This is a genomic window from Marichromatium sp. AB32 (genome assembly GCF_003718675.1).
GTDB lineage: Bacteria > Pseudomonadota > Gammaproteobacteria > Chromatiales > Chromatiaceae > Marichromatium > Marichromatium gracile.
In genome coordinates, this window is the sequence record NZ_RHFJ01000064.1 from 1 (window position 1) to 17,083 (window position 17,083).

Sequence of the window (17,083 nt, forward strand, 5' to 3'; positions counted from 1 at the left end):
CAAGCGGGTCGGTGCCGGCGAGCTGGCGCGGGTCGACCTGCTGGTCGCCCGCCAGCAGACGCTCGAGCGCGAGGCCGAGCTGCGCGACGCGCAGCTCGAACACGATCGCGCACTCGCCGACTATCGCCAACTCACCGGCCTGCAGACGCTGCCCGAACCGCTGCGCGAGACGCCCGCCAGCACCGACGCACTGCCCACCGACCACCCGCTGCTCGAGGACGCCGACAGCGCCCTGGCGCTGGCCCGCGCCGAGCGCGAACAGGCCCAGCGCGAGCGGCGCGGCAACCCGGTGCTCAGCGTCGGCGGCAAGCGCGCCCGCGAGGTCCGCGGCGCCGACACCGCCGACTCGCTGCAGCTCGAGATCAGTCTGCCCTTCGGACTCGCCAGCCAGTCGGCCCCGGCGCTGGCCCGCGCCGAGCGCGGCTATACCGAGCGCGCCACCGACCTGCAGCGTGCCCGACTCGCCGCCGAGCGCACCCTGATCGCCGCCCAGCTCGCCCGCGAGGGCGCGGCCACCGCGCTCACCGTCGCCGAACGGCGCCACGCCCTCGCCCAGCAAGCGCTGCAGCTGGGACGACGCGCCTTCGACCTCGGCGAGCGCGACCTCACCGATCTGCTGCGCACCCAGGCCAGCGCCCGCGTCGCCAGCCTCGATCTGGCACTGCGCCGGCTGGAGCTGGGGCGCGCCCAGGCCCGACTCAATCAGGCACTCGGAGTCATCCCCCAATGAATCGCTTCTCCCGCCACGCCCTGGCGCCCCTGTTGCTGCTCCCGGTGCTGGTCCAGGCCGCCGCGCCGATCGCCCTCGACGCGGCGGCGCAGGCCGCCTTCGGGATCGAGCTGGTCGCCCCCGAGGCGGTCGAGCACAGCCTCGGGCGCCGTTATCCGGCCGAGGTCCGCGTCCCCAACCCACAACTGCGGGTGGTCGCCGCGCGCCAGGACGGCGTGCTCGAACGCCTGGCCGTGGCCGAGGGCGACCGGGTCGCCGCCGGCGACCTGCTCGCCGAGCTGCGTAGCCCCGCGCTGGTCGATATCCAGCGTCAGTATCTCGAGGCGCTGATCCGTCTGGAGCTGGCCGAGGGCGAACTCGCCCGCGACCGTCAGCTCCATCGCGAGGGGGTGATCGCCGAGCGGCGGCTGCGCGAACGCGAGGCCACCCAGCGCGAACTCGCCACCCAGGTCGAGCAACAGCGTCAGCTACTGCGGCTCGCCGGCTTTGCCGAGACCGAGCTCGCCGAGCTCGACCGCAACCACACCCTCACCAGCACCCTCAGCGTGCGCGCGCCGATCTCCGGGGTGGTGCTCGAGCAGCTGGTCGACACCGGCGAATCGGTGGCCCAGGCCGCCCCGCTCTATCGCATCGGCCAGCTCGATCCCTTGTGGCTGGAGATCCACGTGCCGCTCGACGAACTCGACGGCCTCGCCCCCGGCAGTCGCGTGCACCTGCCGGCGCTGGCGCGCGAGGCGGTGATCACCACCGTCGGCCGTCAGGTCCACGCACTCGACCAGGGCGTGCTGGTCCGCGCCGCGATCAACGACCCCGGCACCGAGCTGCGCCCGGGACAGTTCATCGAGGTCCAGCTCGCCCGCGCCACCGGCGCCGGCTGGCGACTGCCGGCCGCGGCACTGGTGCGCGACGGTGACACCACCCTGGTGTTCGTCGCCCGCGACGGCGGCTTTGCGCCGCAGCCGGTCGAGCTGCTCGGCGCGACCGACGACCAGGTGGTGGTCGGCGGCGCGCTCGGCGCCGACGACCGCGTCGCGGTGACCGGCGTGATCGCGATCAAGGCCGCCTGGCAGGGAGGCGAGTGATGCTCGCGCGCCTGATCCAATTCGCGCTCACCCAGCGGTTGCTGATGCTGCTGGCGATGCTGGCGCTGATCGGCGGCGGCTGGCAGGCCATCCAGCAGACCCCGATCGATGCCTTCCCCGACGTCTCGACCACCCAGGTCAAGATCATCGTCAAGGCCCCGGGAATGACCCCCGAGGAGGTCGCCGAGCGCATCACCAGCCGCATCGAGGTGGAGCTGCTCGGCATCCCCGACCAGACCATGCTGCGCTCGGTGGCCAAGTACGGCCTCACCGACATCACCATCGACTTCGCCGAGGGCACCGACATCTACTGGGCACGCCAGCAGGTCGCCGAGCGCCTCAACGGCGTCTGGGACGACCTGCCCAGCGGGCTCTCCGGCGGCATCGCGCCGATGACCACGCCGCTGGGCGAGATGTTCATGTTCAGCATCGAGGGCGGCGACCTGTCGCTCGCCGAACGCCGCGATCTGCTCGACTGGACCATCCGCCCGGCGCTGCGCTCGGTGCCCGGGGTGGCCGAGGTCAACGCCCTCGGCGGCTATGTCACCACCTTCGAGGTGGTCCCCGACAACGCCCGCATGGCCGCCCGCGGCATCCAGCTCGCCGACCTGCGCGCGGCGCTCGAACGCAACAACCGCAACGACGGCGCCGGACGGCTCGACGAGGGCGAGGAGACGTTGCTGGTGCGCAGCGAGGGCGCGATCCAGACCCTCGCCGACCTCGCCGCCGTGGTGGTGGTCGCCGACGCCCGCGAGCCGGTGCGGATGGCCGATGTCGCCGAGGTCCGCCGCTCGGCGCTCACCCGCTACGGCGCGGTCACGCGCAACGGCGCCGGCGAGACCGTCGAGGGACTGGTGCTGGGGCTGCGCGGGGCCAACGCGCGCACCCTGATCGAGGGCGTCCAGGCCAAGCTCGACGCACTCGCCCCGGGGTTGCCCGATGGGGTGCGGGTCGAGGTCTTCTACGATCGCGGCAAGCTCGTCGGGCGCGCGGTGCACACCGTCTCCAAGGCGCTGATCGAGGCCACGATACTGGTCGTGGTGCTGCTGGTGTTGTTCCTCGGCGATCTGCGCGCGGCGCTCACCGTCGCCCTGGTGCTGCCGCTGGCCGCGCTCGGCACCTTCATCCTGATGCGTCAGTTCGGGCTCTCGGCCAACCTGATGTCGCTCGGCGGCCTGGCGATCGCCATCGGCATGCTGGTCGACGCCGCGGTGGTGGTGGTCGAGAACGTGGTCACCCAGCTCGCCCGCGGCGGCGGCGGCGGCCGGCTGCCGCGACTGCACCTGATCTATCGCGCGGTGCGCGAGGTCTCGGTGCCGGTCGCCTCGGGCATCCTCATCATCATCATCGTCTTCCTGCCGCTGCTCACCCTGCAGGGGCTCGAGGGCAAGCTGTTCGTGCCGGTGGCGCTGACCATCGTGTTCGCGCTCGCCAGCTCGCTGCTGCTGGCGCTGACGGTGATCCCGGTGCTCTCCTCCTTCCTGCTCGGCGCCGGCGCCCATCGCGACCCCTGGCTGCCGCGCCAGCTCGCCCGGCTCTATGGCCCGCTGCTCGACTGGGCGCTGAGTCACGCCCGGGTGGTGGTGGGCGCGGCGCTGGCGCTGCTGCTCGCCGCCGGGGCGGTCTACACCCAGGTCGGCAAGTCGTTCATGCCGACGCTCGACGAGGGCGACCTGATCGTGCAGCTCGAGAAGCTGCCCTCGATCACCCTCGACGAGTCGATCGCCATCGACCAGCGGGTGCAGCGCGCCATCCTCGACCAGGTCCCCGAGGTGCGGGCGATCGTCGCCCGCACCGGCTCCGACGAACTCGGGCTCGACCCCATGGGGCTCAACCAGACCGACAGCTTCCTGGTGCTCGCGCCGCGCGAGGAGTGGCGCTTCGCCACCAAGGATGCCCTGGTCGACGCCATCCGCGCGGTGCTCGACGGCTTCCCCGGGCTCGGTTACGCCTTCACCCAGCCGATCGAGATGCGCGTCTCGGAGATGCTCACCGGCGTGCGCGGCGACCTGGCGGTGAAGATCTTCGGCACCGATCAGGACGGCCTCAACGCCACCGCCGAGGCCGTCGTCGGCGTACTCGAATCGCTGCCCGGCGCCGAGGACGTCTACACCCCGCGCAACGAGGGCGCGCAATACCTCAACCTGGAGATCGACCGCCTCGAGGCCGGGCGACTCGGCATCGACGCCGACGCCCTGGCGAGCCTGCTGCGCGCCCAGATCGAGGGGCTGCGCGTCGGCACCATCTACCGCGATGCCAGGCGGCTGCCACTGATGATCCGCGGCCCCGAGAGCGCACGCTCCGCGCCGACCCGACTGGCGGCGCTGCAGATCAGCCTGCCCGACGGGCGGGCCGTGCCGCTGACCAACCTGGTGCGCGTCGAGCGCGTCGAGGGCCCGGTGGCGATCTCGCGCGAGCGCGGCAACCAGCTCGCGGTGGCCATCGCCAACGTCAGCGGCCGCGACCTGGTCGGCTTCGTCGAGGAGGCCAGGGCGGCGGTCGCCGAGCGCGTCGACCTGCCCGACGGCTACTGGCTGGAGTGGGGCGGCGAGTTCGAGAACCAGCAACGCGCCGCCGCGCGCCTGGCGCTGGTGGTGCCGGTGGCGCTGGGGCTGATCTTCCTGGTGCTGTTCTCCACCTTCGGCTCGGTACGTCAGGCGCTGCTGGTGCTCTCCAACGTGCCCTTCGCGCTGATCGGCGGGGTGTTCGCGCTGGCGCTCACCGGCGAGTACCTGTCGGTGCCGGCCTCGGTCGGCTTCATCGCCCTGCTCGGCATCGCGGTGCTCAACGGCGTGGTGATGGTCACCTACTTCAACCAGTTGCGCACCCTCGGTCACCCGCTCGGACAGGTGGTGGTGGAGGGCGCGCAGCGCCGGCTGCGACCGGTGCTGATGACCGCCAGCATCGCCGCCTTCGGGCTGGTGCCGCTGCTGTTCGCCACCGGACCCGGTTCCGAGATCCAGCGCCCGCTGGCGATCGTGGTGGTCGGCGGCCTGGTCTCGGCCACCGCGCTGACGCTGATCCTGCTGCCGATCCTCTATCGCCGCTTCGGCGCCCCACCGACACCAGGCACGCCCACCGACGTGAGGTCCGAGGCATGACCGATCACACCCTGCTCTATCTGGTCGTCCCTCCGGCGGCGGCCGAGGCCCTCGCCGAGTGGCTGCTCGAACGCCCCGAGGTGCCGGGCTTCACCAGCGTGCCGGCGGCCGGTCACGGCGCCTCCGAGCACTCGCTCTCGCTCGCCGAGCAGGTCGCCGGGCACAGCAAGCGGGTGATGTACCTGATCCACCTGCCGCCCGAGACCGCGCGCGCGGTGCTGGTGGCGCTGCACACCGACTTCGGTGGCAGCGGCATCCATCACTGGCTGGTGCCGGTACTCGAGTACGGGCGCCTCTAGCCATCACCGAACCCGGCCAGGACGGCCACGGATCCGGCGGTCGTCGACCGCCACCAGTCACTCCAACGAGGTCAAGACCGATGAAACACGCACACACCGCCCGGCTGCTCGCGATCGCCCTGCTCGCCGTCTCCACCCTGCCACTCGCCGCCGAGCGCCCGCGCGTCGACACCGTCGACTCGGCGCGGGTCGCCTTCGGTCTGGTCCAGGCCGAGACCGAGACCAGCGGCGTACACGTCCACGGCACCCTCGCCCAGCGCATCCCGCACCGCGGCGCCGTCCCCGGCGCGATCCGCGTCCAGGTGCTCGACGCCCAGGGACAGGTGCTCGCCGAGCGCGACGTGGCACCGATGCGTCGCAACCGCCAGGCGCTCTCGGCGCACTTCAACACCCATCTCGAGGTCGCGCCGCCGAGCGACGGCAGCGTGCGGGTGATCCATCTGGCAGGATCGGCCCCGCTGGGCTGAACGGCGTCCCGGCACGCCGGCACGACCGGCAGTCGTCGACGCCCGGCGCCACGCACACGGCGTTAACCCTCGCATGGCGGATCTTGATAAAGTTCCGCCATGGAACTGAACAGCTTCGTCATCTCCGCAATCGTGCTGCTCAGCGTGGCGGCGATCACCGTCACCCTGTTCAAGCACCTGGGGCTGGGCTCGATCCTCGGCCTGCTGGTGGCCGGAATCGTGGTCGGGCCACACTCGCCCGGTCCCTACGTCACCGCACACGTCGAGGACGTGCGTCACTTCACCGAGCTGGGCGTGGTGCTGCTGCTGTTTCTCATCGGGCTGGAGATGAAGCCCAAGCGGCTGTGGTCGTTGCGCCGCGAGGTGTTCGGCCTGGGCACCGCGCAGATCCTCCTCAGTGGGCTGGCGATCGCCGCCTACAGCGTCTTCTACGCCCCCTCCTGGCAGGTCAGCCTGCTGATCGGTCTGACCTTCGCGCTCTCCTCCACCGCGCTGGTGATGCAGCTGTTGCACGAGCGCGGCGACATCGCCACCCGTCACGGCACCACCGCCTTCGCGGTGCTGCTGATGCAGGACCTGGCGGTGGTGCCGCTGCTGGCGATCGTGCCGCTGCTCTCCGATCGCGGCACCCTGTCCTCCTCGGTGCCCTTCGGCGAGCAGCTGCTGATCGTCGTCGGCATGGTCGGGCTGATCGTCGTCTTCGGGCGTTATGTGGTGCCCTTCGCGCTGGCGCGACTGCTGCGCCAGGGCAACCGCGAGGCCTTCGCCCTGGTGGTGATGCTCGCCGTCTTCCTCGCCGCCGGGGCGATGCACGAGGCCGGGCTGTCGATGGCGCTCGGCGCCTTCCTGATGGGCATGCTGCTGTCGACCTCGCGCTTCAGCTTCCAGATCCAGGCCCATATCGAGCCCTTCAAGGGGCTGCTGATGAGCCTGTTCTTCGTCGCCGTGGGGATGTCGATCGATCTGCCGGCGATCGCCGCCCAGCCGCTGCTGCTCGCCCAGCACGTGGTGGTGATCGTCGGCATCAAGCTGCTGGTGCTGTTCCTGATCGCGCTGGCCTTCGGGCTGCCGCGCGGCGTGGCCACCCGGGTCGCCTTCATGCTGGCGCAGAGCGGCGAGTTCGGCTTCGTGCTGTTCGGTGCGGCCAAGGCACTGGGGGTGATCGACGACACCACCTTCGCCGTGGCGGTCAGCGTGATCTCGGTGGGGATGCTGATCACCCCACTGCTGGTGCGCCTCGGCGACCTGCTGGCGCGCCGCGCCGAGCGACGGACGACGAGCCAGACGAGCTTCGACTATGCCACCACCGGGGTCGTCCCCCAGGGGCGGGTGGTGATCGCCGGTTATGGCCGGGTCGGTCACACCATCGCCACCATGCTCGAGGCCAACCAGATCCCCTTCATCTGCTTCGACACCAACCCCGCACACGTCGAGCGCGGCGAGCGCGACCAGCGCCCGGTGTTCTACGGCGACATCGGCGACATCGAGCTGCTCACCGCCGCCCAGGTCGAGCGCGCCGCGCTGGTGATCCTCACCATCGACCACGGCCCCTCGGCGCTGCGCGCCGTCTCGCACATCCGCACCGCCCATCCGCACGTCCCGGTGATCGCCCGTGCCCGCGACCTCGAGGCCTGCGGCAACCTGATCCGCGCCGGCGCCACCCACGCCTACCCCGAGGCGATCGAGAGCAGCCTGCGCCTCGGCGCCGAGGCGCTGCAGATGCTCGGCGTCCCCACCGACGACGTCGACGAACTGCTCCAGGGCGTGCGCAGCCAGGGCTATGCGCCGATGGCCGAATGAGGCGTACACGGGGGCCATTTGCCCTCGTCCGGACCAAACGTTAATTTGTAGGGTCTAGCCAATCATTCATCAGCGAGGTCCTCGTGCCGTGGAGAGCCCTAACGCGCTTGCGCGCTTCAACATGATCCAGCAGCAGATCCGTCCATGGAACGTCCTGGACGAGCGGGTGCTGGGGGCAATGGCCGAGATCGGGCGCGAGCGTTTCGTGCCCGACGGCTATCAGGGGCTTGCCTATGCCGATATCGAGGTGCCGCTGGCCAACGGCGGCCACATGCTGCCGCCCCGGGTGACCGCGCGCATGCTCCAGGCGCTGGCGGTACAGCCCGACGAGCGCGTGCTCGAGATCGGCACCGGCAGCGGTTACGCCACCGCCTGTCTGGCCGCGCTCGGCGCCCAGGTGCTCAGTCTCGAGATCGACCCCGAGCAGGCCGAGATCGCCCGCGCCCACCTCGCCGAGCTCGGCACCGAGCGTGTCGAGATCCGCGCCGCCGACGGTCTCGCCGGGCCGATCGAGGGCGGCCCCTTCGACGCCATCCTGCTCAACGGCGCACTGCCGAGCGACAGCGCGCTGGACGCGCTGCAGTCGCAGCTCGCGCTCGGCGGCCGACTGTGCTGCATCCTCGGCGAGGCGCCGGTGATGGAGGCGGTGCTGATCACCCGCGGCGGCGGCCAGGACTATCAGCGCGAGCCGCTGTTCGAGACCCTGGCCGGGACGCTGCGCAACGCCCCGGCGCGCGAGCAGTTCGTCTTCTGACGCCCCCCCCTCGCGGACGCCCGCCCGGGCGTCCGCCCGCTCTCCCTTCCCGCAAAGATCTTGAACCCGGCGCCGCTTGCAGCGCACACTCCGTGTTCCGCCGAGCGGCGGATTCGCATCGAAGCACAACACAATCATGCAGTGCGGAGGACGGACGAGATGAGTATCCACCAGGCGCAGATGCCGCTGTGTCAGCGCGACTTCTCCCAGCTCCTGATCATCGACGCCCAGGAACGGCTCGCCGCGGCGATGCCGCGCGACGAACTCGAGGGCGTCACCGCCAACATCCAGCGGCTGATCAGCGCCGCCAAGACGCTCGACATCCCGGTGATCGCCACCCAGCACAACTCGCGCGGGCTCGGGCCGATCATCGCACCGATCCGCGAGGCGCTGCCCGAGGCGGCCGAACCGACCGAGAAGACCGCCTTCTCCTGCTGTACCGCCCCCGGCTTCGAGCGCAACATCTCCGCCTCGCCGGAGCGGCGCCAACTGGTGGTGGTGGGCATGGAGGCGCACATCTGCATCGTGCAGACCGTCTCCGGGCTGCAGCGCTGGGGCTATCAGGTGTTCGTGCCCGCCGACGGCATCATCTCGCGCCACCCCGCCTACAAGCAGAACGTGCTCGAACGCATGCGCCACTGCGGCATCCAGGTGGTGTGCACCGAATCGGTCGGCTTCGAATGGCTGGGCGACTCATCCGACGAGCAGTTCCGCGCCGTCTGGTCGTTGTTCAAGGAATAGAGCGGGGGATGGGAACAGACGCAAGCCATCAACCATCGGTGGCTTGCGTCCGGACGCCGAGCGCAGCCCCATCGGAAGAGATGGTCGAGCATCAGACGATCCTCGTCTCGGCGGACGTGACGGCTAGGCTGCGGAGCCTCTTACCGATGCGCGCGCAGCGGCCAGGAAATCACCAATGAACGTCCTCCCAGACTCGATGGTTGGGACCGCCACGGCGAAAGGCCTCGAAGATGTCGGCGGCCAGCGCGCTGTCGATACCGGGACCACGATCCTCCACCTCCGTCGACAGACGCCGTCCACCTGCTGCAATCGCACCCGCAGATGACCAGGACCGGCATGGCGCAGGGCGTTTTCCAACAGCGCCATCCCGAGCGCGGCGACGAGGGTACAAACGATCCTGACCATCTCCACCCGCGAAGGCGTCCAGGTTTCGGACATGCCGCCCGGCAGATAGGCCACGGCGATGGCATGATCGAAGCCCCCCCGGTCAAGGGGTCCATGTTCAGATCGCCATGGACGAAGCCAAGGCTCCGTTCCCATCCGGCGAGACGCTCCCGGGCCAGATCCAGCTGACCGGTATCGACGTCCAGACAGATCGGATGGGTGCCGGGGTCGTGCTCCAGCAGGGCCAGGCTCTGCCGACCGCTGCCGCTTCCCGGCTGCCGGCCGGGAAGCGGAGGCGGCGGACGCAGGATCGCCGCCTGACCCGAGAGACGCTCGGCCTCGCGCGCCGAATCGCCGTGAATGGTGCCCATGGTTCCACCCTTTTCCGTTGCGCAAGGAAGAGACGGTGGCCGGTGCGCCCCCTTCGTCTTGAATGCTCTTGCAGCCCGCGGAACGGAGGACATGAGGGGCGCACCCGAATGGCGTGTGAAGGCCTTGACCCGACGACGGCTTCAGGGTCGATGCTCTTCCCCGACGCCGCTGAATCGGGCGCGCGTCCTGCAACCCACACACGGAGAACCGAGATGACCAAAGACCAGTGGATCGAGCTGCTCAAGGAGATCGGGATCGATGAAGACGGCATGCAGCGCTGGCATCGCTGCTTCGAGACCCGTTATCCGGACGGGCACCAGTCCTTCCTCGAATGGCTGAACGTCCCGCCCGACGAGATCCGCCGCATCCGCGCGAGCTGATCGCACCAGAGCGAGAGCGGCCGGGCGACACGCTCGGCCGCTCGCGTCAGACCCCTTGCCGGACCCGCATCATGACCGCTAGAACCTGGACCATCGGACAGGTCGCCCGCCGTTTCGGCCTGGCGCGCAGCACCCTCCTCCATTACGACGCCATCGGGCTGCTGGTCCCGAGCGGCCGCAGCGCCGCCCGCTATCGACTCTATTCGGAGCGCGATCTCGAACGGCTCGAAAAGATCCGTGCCTACCGGGCGACCGGTCTGGCACTGGAGACCATCGCCGAGCTGCTGCGGCACGAGGGCGAGGGACTGCGACCGATACTCGAAGGCAGACTCCTCGCCATCAACCGCGAGATCGAGCAGCTGCGCGACCAGCAGCGGCTCATCCTGCGTCTGCTTCAGACCGACGCCCAGGCACTGGACGTCCCCCTGGTCGACAAGGCGCTGTGGGTCTCGATGCTCCGCGCCGCCGGACTCGACGAACAGGGTATGCGGCGCTGGCATCGCGCCTTCGAAGGCCAGGCGCCAGAGGCGCATGAGGCCTTCCTCGTCTCGCTCGGGATCGAGGCCGACGAGATTGCCGCCATCCGCGCCTGGTCGAGCGAGCCCGATCCACAGACGCCGGATTGAACGCATGCCCCCATTCGCCCCGGTCGAAACGGACGCAGGGCATGGACGTCCGGCCACCGAAGCACCGGTCTTTCGGCGACCGACAAACCCGAACCCATAAGGAGCCAGGAGACGCAAGAACAAACAGCCCCTTCGCTCGCTCACGACCTTCATCGTGACCTGGGCCATCATCGTCCTCATGATCGGGGAAGAGTTGGTCGCCCTCGCCGCTTGCGTCATGCGGCCCAGATCATCATTGCTCATCCGCAGAACATCTCCAGACGGCCATGGTCTGAGGCCCCATGCTCACCCCTTCGGCAAATACCCCTCGACCAACCCGATCAACCGCGCCAGCGCGCCGCGATTGGCCTCGACGAAGGCGCGGCCGTTGGCGCCGATCGCGGCGCGGCGCTCGGGGGCGGCGAGCCAGTCGGTGAGGCGCGCGGCCAGGGCCTCGCTGTCGGCGACCCGGGCGCAGCCGCCGAGGCCGATCAGGCGGGTGGTGATCTCGGCGAAGTTGAAGGTGTGCGGGCCGACCAGCGCCGGCACCCCGGCGACGGCGGCCTCGAGCAGGTTGTGACCGCCGACCGGCACCAGCGAGCCGCCGATGAAGGCGACGTCGACGGCGGCGATCAGCCCCGCCAACTCGCCCATGGTGTCGCCGAGCAGGACCTGGGCCTCGCTCACATCGGCGTCGGGATCGGTACGGCGCGCCAGGCGAAAGCCGTGGGTCTCGACCAGCGCGGCGACCTGATCGAAGCGCTCGGGGTGGCGCGGCACCAGCACCAGCAGCGCCTCGGGGTGGTGTTCGAGCACGCGGCGGTGGGCGGCGAGCACCCGCGCCTCCTCGCCCTCGTGGGTGCTGGCGGCGATCCACAGCGGACGCCCCTCGCCCCAGTGCGCGCGCAGCTCGGCGCTGCGGGTCTCGCGTTCGGGGTCGTCGGCGACGTCGAACTTGACCGAGCCGGTCACCCGCACCCGCTCGGGCTCGGCGCCGAGCGCGTTGAAGCGCCGCGCGTCGCCGCGCCCCTGGGCGGCGATCAGCGCGAAGCGGCGCAGCGTCGGCGCAGTGAGCCGGCCGAGCTGGGCATAGCCACGCGCCGAGCGCGCCGACAGTCGGGCATTGACCAGCAGCGAGGGGATGCCGCGCTCGGCGCAGGCGTCGAGCATGTTCGGCCAGATCTCGGTCTCGATGACGATCAGCAGCCGGGGACGCGCCTGATCGAGGAAGCGCGCCTGCACGCCGGGCAGGTCGTAGGGGGTGTAGCGGTGCGCCACCCGCTCGCCGAACAGTGCGTGCAGCCGCTCGGCCCCGGTCGGGGTGGTGGTGGTGACCAGCACCCGACAGGTCGGGGTACGCGCGAGCAGGTGGTTGATGAGCCCGCGCGCGGCCAGCACCTCGCCGACCGAGACGGCGTGCACCCAGACCTCGACCGGCGGTGCGGGCACGCCGCGCGCCAGCCGTTCGCCGAGACGCAGCTCGCGCGCCGGTCGCGACAGCCCGCGCAGCACCAGGCGCAGCAGCACCAGCGGCAGGGTCAGACGCAGTACCAGGGTGTAGAGCAGTTGCAACAGTGTCCCCCTGAACGAGGGTTGGTCCTCGATCACCGACTCAGACATCGCGGATCGCCCCGATGATCCGGCTGGTCGAGCGCCCGGGCAGGAAGTCGAGCACCCGCACCTCGCCGCCGCGCGCGCGCACGCAGTCGGCCCCGGCGATCTCCTCGACGCGGTAGTCCCCGCCCTTGACCAGCACGTCCGGGCCGACGGCGCAGATCAGCGCCTCCGGGGTGTCCTCGGAGAAGGGACAGACCCAGTCGACCGAGGCCAGCCCGGCGAGCACCGCCATGCGCTGCTCGACGCCGTTGATCGGTCGCCCCTCGCCCTTGAGCCGGCGCACCGAGTCGTCGTCGTTGACCGCCACCACCAGCCGATCGCCGAGCGCGCGGGCCTGCTGCAGATAGGCGACATGACCCTCGTGGAGGATGTCGAAACAGCCGTTGGTCATCACCACCCGCTCGCCGCGCGCGCGCGCCTCGGCCACGGTGTGCACCAGGGCGTCGCGATCGAGCAGGGTGCGCCACTCGCCGCCGCGATAGGCGCGCGCCAGTTCGCGCACGCCGACGCTGGCGGTGCCGAGCTTGGCCACCGCCAGCCCGGCGGCGCAGTTGGCCAGGGCGCAGGCGGCGGGCAGCGGCATGCCGGCGGCGAGCGCGGCGGCGAGCGCGGCGATCACGGTATCGCCCGCACCGGTGACGTCGAACACCTCGCGTGCCTGGGTCGGCAGGTGCAACGCCTCGGCACCGGCGGCGAGCAGCAACATGCCGCGCTCGCCCAGGGTCACCAACAGCGCCTCCAGCGCCAGCTCGTCGCGCAGCCGCCCGGCGCGCGCGATCAGGGTGGCGTCGTCGGCGCAGACGCCGACCACCGCCTCCAGCTCGCCGCGATTGGGGGTGAGCAGGGTGGCGCCGCGATAGCGCGCGAAGTCCGATCCCTTGGGGTCGACCAGCACCGGCAGGCCACGGGCGCGGGCGCGCTCGATCAGCCGCTGCGGGTCGACCAGGGTGCCCTTGCCGTAGTCCGAGAGCAGCAGCAGCTGATGATGCGGCAGCGCGGCCTCGACCAGCGCCGGCAGCGGGTCCTCGGCCAGCGGCGCGAGCGGCTCCTCGAAGTCGAGCCGGATGAGCTGCTGGTGATGGCTGAGCACCCGCAGCTTGGTGATGGTCGGCACGTCGTCGCGACGGTGCAGGTGCAGCGCGACCCCGGCCTCGCGCAGCGGCGCGCTCAGGCACTCGGCGGCCTCGTCGCGACCGGTGACCCCGGCCAGCGCGGTGCGCACGCCGAGCGCGGCGAGGTTGAGCGCGACGTTGGCCGCACCGCCGGGGCGGTCCTCGCGCCCGTCGATGCGCACCACCGGCACCGGGGCCTCGGGCGAGATACGACGGGTGCTGCCGCTCCAGTAGCGGTCGAGCATCAGATCGCCGGCCACGAGGATGCTGGCGCGGCCGAAGTCGGGGAGATCGGGAAGGGGGATCGGGCTCAAGCTGGACTCCGCAATCGCACGGGACAGATCCCTAACATGATCGCACGAGTTCCTCGATCGGGCGCGGTCGACCGACGCCGTAACCCTGAGCGTAATCGACGCCGATGCCGCGCAGCACCTCCAGCGTCTCCTCGCCGTCGACGAACTCGGCCACGGTGCGCATCCCCATCGCCTGACCGACCTCGTTGATCGAGCGCACCATGGTGCGGGCGATCGGGTTGACGGCGATGTCCTTGATGAACATGCCGTCGATCTTGATGAAGTCGACCGGCAGGTTCTTCAGATAGGCGAAGGAGGACAGCCCGCTGCCGAAGTCGTCGAGGGCGAAGCGACAGCCGAGCGCGCGCAGCGCCTCGATGAACTCGACGGCGTTGGTCATGTTGGAGATCGCCGCGGTCTCGGTGACCTCGAAGCAGAGCTTGGCGGCGATGGCCTCGTGGCGGTGCAGCCGCATGGCGATGCGATCGAGCAGCTGGGGGTCGCTCAGCGAGTGACCGGAGAGGTTGATCGAGCACAGGCTGAGACCGTCGAGATGCTCGGGGTGATCGCCGAGCCAGGCGAGCGCCGTCTCCAGCACCCACTCGTCGATCCGCCCGATCAGGTGATAGCGCTCGGCGGCGGGCAGGAAGGCGCCGGGCATCACCGCCGCGCCGTCGTCGTCGTACATCCGCAGCAGCAGCTCGTAGTGCGCGCCGTCGCCGTCGCCGTTGACCGGCACGATCGGCTGGAAGGCGAGCCCGAAGCGCGCCTGCTCGAGCGCCAGGTTGATCCGCGACACCCACTGCATCTCGCCGTGACGGCGCGCCAGCTCGGCATCGTCGGCGGTATAGACATGGATGCGGTTGCGCCCGCCGTCCTTGGCCGCATAACAGGCGCTGTCGGCGGCGCTGAGCAGCGAGACCAGGCCCTCGCTGGCGGCGTCGATCGACACCAGCCCGATGCTCACGCCGAGCCGGAAGCGCTTGTCGCCCCAGACGAAGTGGAAGTCGCCGACGGCCTTGCACAGCGCCTCGGCGACCCGGATCGCGCCGGCGTGCTCGCAGTCCTCCATCAGCACCCCGAACTCGTCGCCGCCGAGCCGCGCCAGGGTGTCCTGCTGACGGATGCAGGCGGCGAGCACGTGGGCGAGCTGGCGCAGCACCGCGTCGCCGGCGATGTGCCCGCAGGTGTCGTTGATCACCTTGAACTGATCGAGATCGAGATAGCAGAGCGCATGCTGGCGGCGCTCGCGCCGCGCCTCCTCGATCGCCCGCTGCAGTCGCTGCTCGAAGGCGCTGCGGTTGAGCAGCCCGGTGAGCGCGTCGAGACTGGCCTGACGGCGCAGCTCCTCGGAGAGTCGGTGGGCCTCGGTGTTGTCGAGCCAGGAGCCGACCAGCTCCACCGCCCGACCGTTGCCGTCGCACAACAGGCGCACGCTGTCGCGCACCCAGCGCCAGTCGCCGTCGCGATGACGCATGCGGTACTCGGCATTGGCCGCGCGCCCGGCATCGCCGTCGAACATGCCGTCGAGCACGGCGCGATCCTCCGGGTGTACCAGCCCCTCCCACACCAGCGCGCCGTTGACCAGTTGCTCGGGATCGTAGCCGAGCAGCTGGCGGAGGTTGTCGCTGACGAAGATGAAGCGCGCCGGGCGCCCCGGCTCGCGGGCATAGACCACCGCCGGGCTGGCGGCGATGACGTGGTGGAGCAGGTCGAAGGAGCGGCGCATCGCCTCCTCGGCGCGACGGTGCGCGGCGAGGTCGCGGACCACCGCGAAGACCTCGCCGCCGACCGGCGTCTCGGTACCGGCGCCGAGCGCGAGCAGCTTGATCTCGACCGGCAACGGCGGCCCGCCGGCGCCGTCGAGCAGCTCCAGCTCGATGGCGCGCACCCGCCCCTCGGCGCTCTCACCCAGCTCATCCAGCAGGGCGCTGGCGCGACCCCGATGGCCGGGCGCGACCAGTTCGAGCAGCGGGCGCTCGAGCACGCTCTCGGGACGGCGCTGCAACAGCACCGCGATCCGATCGTTGACGAAGCGCACCCGGCCGGCGCCGTTGAGCAGGAAGACCAGGTCGGGCGAGGCGTGCACCAGGAAGCGGTGGAGACGCTCGGAGTCGCGCAGCCGCGCCTGCATGGTCGCCTGGGCGCGGGTCAGCGCGCCGCGCTCGCAGGCGCGCGCGATCGCCGCAAGCAGGGTGTCGAGCCGATAGGGCTTGGCGACGAAGTCACAGGCGCCGTGACGCAGCGCGCGGGTCGCCTCGGCCACCGAGCGGGTGGCGCTGACCACCACCACGGCGATCTCCTCGCCGCGCTCGGCGAGCCGGTCGAGTACCTGCACGCCGTCGCCGACCGGCAGGATCAGGTCGAGCAGGATCAGGTCGAAGCGCTCGCCCTCGAGCTGCGCCAGGGCCTCGGCGACACCGGCGACGGCGCACACCGAGAAGCCCCGCGCCCCGAGCAGGCGCTCCAGGCTGGCGCGACTGCGCGGCTCGTCGTCGACCACCAGCAGGCGCCGGCAGCCGTCCTCGGCCAGCGTCGCGGGGGAAGGGGGTTGTCGATCGCTCATCGCTTCGCTCCGCCTCGCTCAGGGTCGGCGCAGCGGCAACAGGACCTGGAAGCGACAGCCGGCGCCAGGCCGACTGCGACAGCTCACCAGCCCTCCGGCCGCCTCGACCAGATTACGCACGATGGTCAGCCCCACCCCGGCATGTCCCGGCTTGGCGCTCTGTTGCGGCTGGAACAGGGTCTCCAGCCGTTCGGCGGCAAGCCCCGGGCCGTCGTCCTCGACCCGCAGCTCGACATGGGCGCGACCGCCGACCCGCACCCGGTCCTCCAGCGCCACCTCGATCCGTCCGCCCTCGCCCAGCGCCTCGGCGGCGTTGCGCACCAGATTGACCACCACCTGACGCAGGGCGTCGCGCGCCAGACGCAGCGGCGGCAGCGAGTCGGGACAGGTACAGCTGAACGCGATCCCGCGCGGCCGACACAGCGCATGGTCGAGCACCCCGACGAGCCGGCGCAACGACTCGGCCGGATCGCCCTCGTCACCGTCGCCGGCGGCCTCGTCGCCGTCGACCAGACGCACCAGGATGGTCCCGACCCGTTCCAGCTCCTCGCGCAGCACCAACAGGTCGGCATTGGCCTCGGCGTCGTCTGCAAGACGCTGGGCGAGCAGTTCGAGATAGTTCTGGGCGATGCTCAGCGGGTTGCCCGTCTCGTGCACCACCTGACGCAATCGCGCCCGTTCGAGCAGCGCGCGCTCCTGCGCGGCGCGCTGGTGCAGCAGGCGCTGCTCGCGCTGGCGCGCCAGCGCCCGGCCACAGACCTCGCCGAAGGTCCGCAAGAT

General features: G+C 71.0%; 14 protein-coding genes. 10 read left to right on the forward strand and 4 right to left on the reverse strand.

Annotated features, from left to right (window positions below; genetic code table 11):
* The 10 genes from EBL85_RS14480 to EBL85_RS14525 form a co-directional block, all read left to right on the forward strand.
* Positions 1-730, forward strand: a 730-nt coding sequence (locus tag EBL85_RS14480; RefSeq protein WP_148040559.1) for a TolC family protein, incomplete at its 5' end; no start/stop codon positions are given.
* Positions 727-1,812 (forward strand): efflux RND transporter periplasmic adaptor subunit, encoded by a 1,086-nt coding sequence (locus EBL85_RS14485; RefSeq protein WP_123139018.1) that lies wholly within the window; start codon positions 727-729, stop codon positions 1,810-1,812. The genes EBL85_RS14480 and EBL85_RS14485, both read left to right, overlap by 4 nt.
* A complete protein-coding gene (locus EBL85_RS14490; RefSeq protein WP_123143272.1) occupies positions 1,812-4,913 on the forward strand; it encodes an efflux RND transporter permease subunit in 3,102 nt (1,033 codons plus the stop codon). The genes EBL85_RS14485 and EBL85_RS14490 overlap by 1 nt, the downstream gene beginning before the upstream one ends.
* The gene (locus EBL85_RS14495) at positions 4,910-5,212 is read left to right on the forward strand and encodes a DUF3240 family protein (protein ID WP_005223158.1); all 303 of its coding nucleotides are present in this window, start codon (positions 4,910-4,912) and stop codon (positions 5,210-5,212) included. The genes EBL85_RS14490 and EBL85_RS14495 overlap by 4 nt, the downstream gene beginning before the upstream one ends.
* Before the next feature lie 80 nt (positions 5,213-5,292).
* Positions 5,293-5,679, forward strand: coding sequence for a hypothetical protein (locus tag EBL85_RS14500; protein ID WP_123139020.1), 387 nt, complete (start codon positions 5,293-5,295; stop codon positions 5,677-5,679).
* Positions 5,680-5,778: 99 nt separating this feature from the next.
* Entirely contained in the window at positions 5,779-7,479 is a 1,701-nt protein-coding gene (locus EBL85_RS14505) for a cation:proton antiporter (protein WP_123139021.1), read from the forward strand.
* Between the two features lie 88 nt (positions 7,480-7,567).
* The gene (locus EBL85_RS14510; protein WP_123139022.1) at positions 7,568-8,233 is read left to right on the forward strand and encodes a protein-L-isoaspartate O-methyltransferase; all 666 of its coding nucleotides are present in this window, start codon (positions 7,568-7,570) and stop codon (positions 8,231-8,233) included.
* A 159-nt stretch (positions 8,234-8,392) separates the two neighbouring features.
* Positions 8,393-8,974 carry an isochorismatase family protein gene (locus EBL85_RS14515; RefSeq protein ID WP_123139023.1) on the forward strand — a complete coding sequence of 194 codons (582 nt, stop codon included), beginning with the start codon at positions 8,393-8,395 and terminating at the stop codon, positions 8,972-8,974.
* A 968-nt stretch (positions 8,975-9,942) separates the two neighbouring features.
* A complete protein-coding gene (locus EBL85_RS17235; RefSeq protein WP_165913408.1) occupies positions 9,943-10,110 on the forward strand; it encodes a hypothetical protein in 168 nt (55 codons plus the stop codon).
* A gap of 71 nt (positions 10,111-10,181) precedes the next feature.
* Entirely contained in the window at positions 10,182-10,736 is a 555-nt protein-coding gene (locus tag EBL85_RS14525) for a MerR family transcriptional regulator (protein ID WP_123143273.1), read from the forward strand.
* 285 nt (positions 10,737-11,021) lie between these two features.
* On the opposite strand, the gene waaA is transcribed toward EBL85_RS14525, so the two are convergent.
* From waaA to EBL85_RS14545, 4 genes are all read right to left on the reverse strand, one after another.
* Positions 11,022-12,335: a lipid IV(A) 3-deoxy-D-manno-octulosonic acid transferase gene (waaA, locus tag EBL85_RS14530; RefSeq protein WP_123143274.1), complete on the reverse strand. Its 1,314-nt coding sequence runs from the start codon at positions 12,333-12,335 to the stop codon at positions 11,022-11,024.
* On the reverse strand, positions 12,328-13,758 hold the full coding sequence (gene hldE, locus EBL85_RS14535) for a bifunctional D-glycero-beta-D-manno-heptose-7-phosphate kinase/D-glycero-beta-D-manno-heptose 1-phosphate adenylyltransferase HldE (RefSeq protein WP_123139034.1): 1,431 nt from the start codon (positions 13,756-13,758) through the stop codon (positions 12,328-12,330). The genes waaA and hldE overlap by 8 nt, the downstream gene beginning before the upstream one ends.
* Before the next feature lie 31 nt (positions 13,759-13,789).
* Positions 13,790-16,303 (reverse strand): EAL domain-containing protein, encoded by a 2,514-nt coding sequence (locus EBL85_RS14540; protein ID WP_123143275.1) that lies wholly within the window; start codon positions 16,301-16,303, stop codon positions 13,790-13,792.
* 18 nt (positions 16,304-16,321) lie between these two features.
* Positions 16,322-17,083 (reverse strand): ATP-binding protein (locus tag EBL85_RS14545; RefSeq protein ID WP_255419404.1); only part of this gene is annotated, 762 nt, incomplete at its 5' end.

What these genes read in the sequence shown, in the direction of transcription:
- EBL85_RS14540 (WP_123143275.1), bottom strand. Translation starts at nt 16,303, where the DNA reads ATGAGCGATCGACAACCCCCTTCCCCCGCGACGCTGGCCGAGGACGGC.
- EBL85_RS17235 (WP_165913408.1), top strand. Translation starts at nt 9,943, where the DNA reads ATGACCAAAGACCAGTGGATCGAGCTGCTCAAGGAGATCGGGATCGAT.
- EBL85_RS14515 (WP_123139023.1), top strand. Translation starts at nt 8,393, where the DNA reads ATGAGTATCCACCAGGCGCAGATGCCGCTGTGTCAGCGCGACTTCTCC.
- EBL85_RS14505 (WP_123139021.1), top strand. Translation starts at nt 5,779, where the DNA reads ATGGAACTGAACAGCTTCGTCATCTCCGCAATCGTGCTGCTCAGCGTG.
- EBL85_RS14490 (WP_123143272.1), top strand. Translation starts at nt 1,812, where the DNA reads ATGCTCGCGCGCCTGATCCAATTCGCGCTCACCCAGCGGTTGCTGATG.
- waaA (WP_123143274.1), bottom strand. Translation starts at nt 12,335, where the DNA reads ATGTCTGAGTCGGTGATCGAGGACCAACCCTCGTTCAGGGGGACACTG.
- EBL85_RS14495 (WP_005223158.1), top strand. Translation starts at nt 4,910, where the DNA reads ATGACCGATCACACCCTGCTCTATCTGGTCGTCCCTCCGGCGGCGGCC.
- EBL85_RS14525 (WP_123143273.1), top strand. Translation starts at nt 10,182, where the DNA reads ATGACCGCTAGAACCTGGACCATCGGACAGGTCGCCCGCCGTTTCGGC.
- EBL85_RS14485 (WP_123139018.1), top strand. Translation starts at nt 727, where the DNA reads ATGAATCGCTTCTCCCGCCACGCCCTGGCGCCCCTGTTGCTGCTCCCG.
- EBL85_RS14500 (WP_123139020.1), top strand. Translation starts at nt 5,293, where the DNA reads ATGAAACACGCACACACCGCCCGGCTGCTCGCGATCGCCCTGCTCGCC.